Source organism: Synechococcus sp. H55.2 (genome assembly GCF_047462495.1).
In the GTDB taxonomy this organism is placed as follows: Bacteria; Cyanobacteriota; Cyanobacteriia; order Thermostichales; family Thermostichaceae; genus Thermostichus.
In genome coordinates this window covers 1-569 of record NZ_JANSJH010000239.1, presented here as the reverse complement: position 1 = coordinate 569, position 569 = coordinate 1, and the positions used below count along the sequence as shown (strand labels likewise).

Below are 569 nucleotides of genomic sequence, written 5' to 3'. Positions count from 1 at the left end.
CACACAGCCACATCAAACACTGGCCAGCTTGCTGGCTCTCCTGTTAGCTCATGCACCCGCTCAGCCACGCCCCTCTGCTGCAAGAGGGCACAGGGATCCACAAAGCTCCCTTCCCCATACAGCTCCAGGCGTGGCAAATCCAGCAAATCAGCGGCAATAACTTCAGGACAACTTCGACCAACAAACACCTTGAGCCGCTCTTGCACCCGATGCAGCTCTTGCACAGGCTCGTACACAGCCAGGCGGGTGTCTATCAGGTGAGAGTTAGCCGTGCTGACAAAGTGACGCACCTCGGAACGAGGCGAGTAGCGGAAGGGTTCGGGCAGCTCTCCGCCAAACACCCAGTCCAGCAGATTCTGGATGCGGTGGCGGGGGTGCCACTGTTTGTCGAAGGCTTGGTAGGCGCGGCGGGCAATCTCGATGGCTTCTTGTGGATGGTCGAGGTAGTAGCGAACCTTTTCCAAAAGTTCGCCTTCGGAGTCGTAGGTGTCGCAGTAGGTTCCCGGCACCAGCAGCTCGTCGAAGCCCGAGGCAAAAGAAAGACTGTCCGTCAACAAAAAGCCACCTGC

At 58.2% G+C, this 569-nt stretch carries 1 protein-coding gene; it reads right to left on the bottom strand.

The features are described 5' to 3' along the window. Positions 1 to 554: glycosyltransferase (locus NW844_RS13120; protein WP_414336276.1), on the bottom strand; the 554-nt coding region annotated here is incomplete at its 3' end. Between the last annotated feature and the right edge of the window lie 15 nt (positions 555 to 569).